Genomic DNA, 5879 nt, shown 5'->3' on the forward strand with positions numbered 1-5879 from the left:
ATCAGGCAGCTGGTTTGGCAATAAGCGATGAAGAACACGCATGTTCCCGTAACCTCCGCCGATCAAGACCAATTTTTTCATTTGAATTCCCCTTTAATCCGAAGAGTATGATAGACACATTGAAGAAAATACGAACTATGTAAAATAACATCTAGAATTATATCGAATTTGATCTAAAATCACAATAATAGTTTCAAAATAACCTACAATTTAGCCTGAAAACACAAATTAGTAAAACGTTATTTGAGAAATAATATGTTACGATAATAAATTTTGAATCATCCGTTGTCTTTGACGAATAGTGAAAAATTCGCGATAATGGACATATGTGAGGTGAAACCGCATGAATCCAATGATTGAATTTTGTGTCAGCAATCTGGCTCACGGCTCTCAGGAAGCCCGGGAGATTTTGGAGAAGGATCCCAACCTTGATGTCCTTGAATATGGCTGCTTAAGCTACTGCGGGACATGCATGGAATCGCTTTTCGCTCTGGTAAACGGAGAAGTCGTCATGGGTGAAACGCCTGCTGAGCTTGTTGAGAATATATATACCTTTATTGAAGAAAATCCAATGTTTTAAAGAAAAGGGCCTGGACAGGCCCTTTTTTATTTTGCCGTACAAAAGAACTAAAAAAATGTGTAGACATCAAAAAATATTATTGTTATCGTATAAAAGATATTTTTTTAAATAAAATTTAAGAGGTGTACGAGTATTCATGAATGTTCTGTGGGGGCTGCTGGGCGCAGTTGCGATCATTGCTATCGCGTTTTTATTTTCAGAAAAGAAAAGCAATATTAAGATAAGAACCGTCATCGTTGGTTTATGCACACAGGTGGCGTTTGGATACATCGTGTTGAAATGGGAAGCGGGACGCGCTGTTTTTTTATGGTTTTCAAGCCGTGTACAGCTTCTGATTGACTATGCGAATGAAGGCATCAGTTTTATTTTTGGACCGCTTCTAAAGGTCGGAGACAGTCCGGCCTTTGCATTAAGTGTACTGCCCGTTATCATTTTCTTCTCAGCACTGATTGCAGTTTTATATCATTTGAAAATCATGCAGCTCGTTTTCCGTGTCATTGGCGGCGGATTGTCGAAGCTCCTTGGAACAAGCAAAACGGAATCTCTGGCGGCTGCTGCCAATATTTTTGTAGGACAATCAGAATCTCCGTTAGTGATCAAACCCCTGATTGCCGGGCTGACGCGCTCTGAGTTGTTTACGATTATGACGAGCGGTCTATCGGCAGTTGCGGGATCTACCTTGTTTGGGTACGCGCTTCTTGGTATTCCGATTGAATACTTGCTGGCGGCCAGCTTTATGGCTGCTCCAGCTGGACTAGTCTTTGGTAAATTGATTATACCCGAAACGGAAAAAACGCAAACCGTAAAAAGCGATTTCAAAATGGATGAAGGCGAAGGCGCAGCCAACGTCATTGACGCAGCTGCAAAGGGAGCGTCAACAGGACTGCAAATAGCGTTAAACGTTGGGGCGATGCTGCTTGCGTTTGTTGCGTTAATCGCTGTAGTAAACGGTATTCTCGGCGGGGCTTTCGGCTTGTTCGGTTTAAAAGGCGTAACATTAGAATCCATTCTCGGCTATGTGTTTTCTCCTATCGCCTTTTTGATTGGCGTGCCTTGGCATGAAGCATTGCAGGCGGGAAGCTATATCGGCCAGAAATTGGTGCTGAATGAGTTTGTCGCTTATTCTAACTTCGGTCCGCACATCGGCGAGTTTTCTAAGAAAACTGCTACCATTATCAGTTTCGCGTTATGCGGATTCGCCAATTTTTCATCAATTGCGATTATGCTTGGTACGCTGGGCGGATTAGCACCCAGCCGCCGTTCAGATATCGCGCGTCTCGGCCTGAAGGCTGTTCTTGCAGGAACATTAGCCAATCTGCTCAGCGCAGCCATTGCCGGCATGTTTATATAAACGATAAAAGCTCCTTGCGTCAGTGCAAGGAGCTTTTATGTATGAAAAACGGGGGATAATTGTATTGTGTCCGCTTATAATAGCTTTTATACTAAGAAAAAGAAAAAAAGTTGGAGGCACCTATGAACTCATTTCGATTTACCAAAATGCACGGCCTGGGAAACAGTTATATTTATGTGAATCAATTTGAAGAACAGCTTCCAGAAGAAAAACTGTCAGAGATTGCAATTCAGGTTTCTTCTGTTTATACAGGGATCGGATCGGACGGAATGATCCTGATATGCCCATCAGACCAAGCGCCTGTTAAAATGCGGATTTTTAATAATGACGGATCTGAAGGGAAAAATTGCGGCAACGGCCTGCGCTGCGTCGCAAAATACGCATATGAGCATAAGCTGGTTGAGGAAACATCTTTTCTGATTGAAACTCTCTCCGGGCTTGTGAAAGCGGAGGTTCAAGTCGAAAACGGAAAAGTGAATGTGGTCACTGTCGATATGGGCGAGCCGCGCTTGACAAAATCCGAGCTTCCGATGCTTGACGGCGGGGAAGAGCACACAATCAATGAAACGATGGCATTTGGTGAAGTAGAACTAACAGGCACTGCCGTTTCAATGGGAAATCCGCATATCGTTTTTCCGATCGCAGACATTGAACAGGCACCCTTAACGACACTGGGACCGGTGATTGAGAAAGATCCGAGATTTCCGGAAGGCATCAATGTGGAATTCGTTGAAACCGTGAATGAACAAGAATTGCATTTCCGCGTCTGGGAACGGGGATCAGGGATTACTCAGGCATGCGGGACAGGAGCATGTGCAGCGGCAGTCGCATCTGTACTAAACGGCGTATCAAAGCAAAATCAAGACATCACGGTACATTTAGCAGGCGGGGATTTGGTGATAAACTGGAAAGATAACGGCCATGTAATGATGACAGGGCCGGCTGAAACCGTTTGTGAGGGTGTCTATTTCTTGTAAAACACCTTGTTTGAGAATTGGAACGATCATGTTTATAATAAAAGACAGCAACCGGTTTTTAAAAGGAGGTTCACAATGATGAGCAACCCGGTAACAATTACAGAAGCAGCTGCTTTGCATATAAAAGATATGATGAAAGAGCATGAAGAAGAAAACGCGTTTCTGCGTGTAGGCGTCAAAGGCGGCGGCTGCAGCGGACTTTCTTACGGCATGGGCTTTGAGCATGAAAAGAGTGAATCAGACAGTGTGTTTGATCAGCACGGCATCACTGTTCTAGTTGACAAAGAAAGCCTTGACATCATGAACGGCACCGTGATTGATTATAAACAATCCATGCTCGGCGGCGGCTTCACCATCGACAATCCAAACGCCATCGCTTCATGCGGCTGCGGTTCTTCGTTCAGAACAGCAACGAATGCAGGCAAGCCTGAAGAGTGCTAGGCACTAAAAACGGATAGCAACTATTAATGACGCTTTTCTTAGCGATAAATCATCGTTAAGGGAGGCGTTTTTATTATGGGGAAATGATGCAGAGACTACCGGGGACTTAGGCAAGAGAAACTCTGCTTTGTTGTTTGGTTTTTTGTTGTAAATACAGCAAAGTTACGCTATATTTAATGCAGAGTATATTTTATTGTATTTACAACAAAATCACGATAGGGAGTTGATGATGAAGAAGATTTTTGGAATGGTAACAAGGTCAGTATCTGTTCCGTGTTTAAATATATTAAAAAGGGACACAAGACAATTGAATTTTAAATAGAGGGGGCTGAATCCGAACAATGAGTGTAAAAATAAAAAAATGCAGCCGGGAAGATTTACAAACACTTCAACAATTGAGTATTGAAACATTCAATGACACTTTTAAAGAACAGAACTCACCTGAAAATATGAAAGCCTATTTAGAAAGCGCATTTAACACTGAGCAGCTGGAAAAAGAGTTATCCAATATGTCTTCGCAATTCTTTTTTGTTTACTTTGATCATGAAATCGCTGGATATGTAAAGGTCAATATCGATGATGCTCAGTCTGAAGAAATGGGTGCTGAATCACTTGAAATCGAGAGAATTTATATAAAGAACAGCTTTCAAAAACATGGGCTTGGCAAACATCTGTTGAATAAAGCTATAGAAATTGCGCTGGAACGTAATAAAAAGAACATTTGGCTAGGTGTGTGGGAAAAAAATGAAAATGCCATTGCCTTTTATAAGAAAATGGGGTTTGTTCAGACCGGCGCCCACTCTTTTTATATGGGTGATGAAGAGCAAACGGATTTAATCATGGCTAAAACACTCATATAATATTTTTCGAAGGGTGGATGATGATGTATATTCCAAAATATTTTAAAGTCACAAATGCTGAAGAAATTTGGAATTTTGTACAAGAAAACTCCTTTGGTACGATTGTCACAACAGAACAAGGAAAACCAATTGCCACACATTTGCCGTTAGGATTCAATAAAAAAGATGATCATTACTATATTACGGGGCATTTCGCTTATGGAAATCCTCAGTGGAGAACGTTTGAAGCCTGTGAAGATGTGCTTGTGATGTTTCAGGGACCGCACGCTTATATTTCTTCTTCCTGGTATTCGCGCGAAAATGTTCCGACGTGGAATTATCAGGCTGTCCACATGTATGGAAAAGCAAGTATGTTAGAGAAAGATGAATTAGCAGAAGAATTAACAATCATGCTGGAGAAATACGAAAAACATCGTGACAATCCTGTGTTATGGGATAAGCTTTCTCCAAAACTCTTAGAACGTGAATTGAAAGGTATCGTTGGATTTAAGATTAAGGTGGAAGACATTCAAGCGGCATATAAATTAAGCCAGAACCGCAATGAAACGGATTATATGAACATCATTGAACAGTTGCAAAATGAAGAAAATCCAAATGCAAAACAAATGGCAGAACTGATGGAAGATAAATTCAAAAAGCAAATATAAGCTTACTTTGCTGAAGAAGTAGCAGAAAACGCCAACTCAAGCGGAGAACCGCTGACTTGGCGTTTTTTTATGATTAATATTTATCCCCATTAAAAATGGAATTCTTCACAATCACATAATCCACATTGCGGATGGCGTCAAGTTTTGTTCCGCCTGCATAAGAAATAGAAGATTGAAGATCCTGCTCCATTTCAATCAGTGTATCCTTGATTGAGCCTTTATGCGCCACGTGCATTTTTTTGCCTTCGACATTTTTCTTTTCGCCTTTTTGGAATTCAGAGGCTGAGCCGAAGTACTCCTTGTAAAGCTTTCCGTCTTTTTCGATCGTTTGGCCTGGCGACTCTTCGTGTCCGGCAAATAGTGAACCGATCATGACCATCGTTGCGCCGAATCGGATTGATTTTGCGATGTCGCCATGGGTGCGGATGCCGCCATCCGCGATAATCGGTTTGCTGGCAGCCTTGGCACACCAGCGCAGCGCTGCTAATTGCCAGCCGCCTGTGCCGAAGCCGGTTTTGATTTTCGTAATACATACTTTTCCCGGTCCGATGCCGACTTTAGTGGCATCCGCTCCCGCATTTTCAAGCTCTCTGACCGCTTCTGGCGTTCCGACATTGCCAGCAATAACAAAGCTGTCCGGCAAATGTTTTTTAAGGTGCTGGATCATTTCAATGACAGCATTTGAGTGCCCGTGAGCAATGTCAATTGTCACGTATTCAGGAGTCAGATTTTCTTCTGCCAGCTGGCGGACAAATTCATACTCCTCATCTTTGACGCCCACGCTGATAGAAGAGAATAACCCGCGTGCGTTCATATCTTTAATAAAATCAATTCGTGTCTCAGGCTCAAATCGGTGCATGACATAAAAGTAGCCATTTTCGGCTAATTGAATCGCTAGCTTTTCATCTATAATCGTCTGCATATTGGCAGGGACGACGGGTAATTTAAATGTACGTCCGCCTAAACGTACGGATGTATCACATTCTGAACGGCTATTTACAATGCATTTTGCAGGAATTAGCT

The 5879-nt window shown here is 42.2% G+C and carries 8 protein-coding genes; 6 read left to right on the forward strand and 2 right to left on the reverse strand.

All coding sequences use genetic code 11. The features are described from left to right. A partial coding sequence (locus tag RAC86_RS34280; protein WP_377886600.1) for a hypothetical protein occupies positions 1–81 on the reverse strand: 81 nt, incomplete at its 3' end. A 262-nt stretch (positions 82–343) separates the two neighbouring features. Between RAC86_RS34280 and RAC86_RS34285 the strand changes: the two genes are divergently transcribed. The 6 genes from RAC86_RS34285 to paiB all read left to right on the forward strand — a co-directional run bounded on the left by RAC86_RS34285 (position 344) and on the right by paiB (position 4856). Continuing rightward, entirely contained in the window at positions 344–580 is a 237-nt protein-coding gene (locus RAC86_RS34285; protein ID WP_377886595.1) for a YuzB family protein, read from the forward strand. Between the two features lie 136 nt (positions 581–716). Beyond that, positions 717–1931: a NupC/NupG family nucleoside CNT transporter gene (locus tag RAC86_RS34290; protein WP_003228710.1), complete on the forward strand. Its 1215-nt coding sequence runs from the start codon at positions 717–719 to the stop codon at positions 1929–1931. Positions 1932–2053: 122 nt separating this feature from the next. Further along, complete coding sequence (dapF, locus tag RAC86_RS34295) at positions 2054–2908, forward strand: diaminopimelate epimerase (RefSeq protein ID WP_377886597.1); 855 nt, start codon at positions 2054–2056, stop codon at positions 2906–2908. 78 nt (positions 2909–2986) lie between these two features. Next, positions 2987–3349, forward strand: a complete 363-nt coding sequence (locus tag RAC86_RS34300; RefSeq protein ID WP_003244166.1) for a HesB/IscA family protein — start codon at positions 2987–2989, stop codon at positions 3347–3349. A 341-nt stretch (positions 3350–3690) separates the two neighbouring features. Beyond that, a complete protein-coding gene (paiA, locus tag RAC86_RS34305) occupies positions 3691–4209 on the forward strand; it encodes a spermidine/spermine N(1)-acetyltransferase (protein WP_042974570.1) in 519 nt (172 codons plus the stop codon). A gap of 23 nt (positions 4210–4232) precedes the next feature. Beyond that, on the forward strand, positions 4233–4856 hold the full coding sequence (gene paiB, locus RAC86_RS34310; RefSeq protein ID WP_069322868.1) for a protease synthase/sporulation negative transcriptional regulator PaiB: 624 nt from the start codon (positions 4233–4235) through the stop codon (positions 4854–4856). Between the two features lie 73 nt (positions 4857–4929). Here the strand turns inward: paiB and guaC are convergent. Beyond that, a partial coding sequence (guaC, locus tag RAC86_RS34315) for a GMP reductase (protein WP_377886599.1) occupies positions 4930–5879 on the reverse strand: 950 nt, incomplete at its 5' end.

It is taken from the genome of Bacillus sp. LR_5 (assembly GCF_042709275.1).

Excerpts from the sequence above, each read along its gene's own strand:
- RAC86_RS34285 (WP_377886595.1), top strand. The coding sequence starts at position 344 with ATGAATCCAATGATTGAATTTTGTGTCAGCAATCTGGCTCACGGCTCT.
- dapF (WP_377886597.1), top strand. The coding sequence starts at position 2,054 with ATGAACTCATTTCGATTTACCAAAATGCACGGCCTGGGAAACAGTTAT.
- paiB (WP_069322868.1), top strand. The coding sequence starts at position 4,233 with ATGTATATTCCAAAATATTTTAAAGTCACAAATGCTGAAGAAATTTGG.
- RAC86_RS34300 (WP_003244166.1), top strand. The coding sequence starts at position 2,987 with ATGAGCAACCCGGTAACAATTACAGAAGCAGCTGCTTTGCATATAAAA.
- RAC86_RS34290 (WP_003228710.1), top strand. The coding sequence starts at position 717 with ATGAATGTTCTGTGGGGGCTGCTGGGCGCAGTTGCGATCATTGCTATC.
- paiA (WP_042974570.1), top strand. The coding sequence starts at position 3,691 with ATGAGTGTAAAAATAAAAAAATGCAGCCGGGAAGATTTACAAACACTT.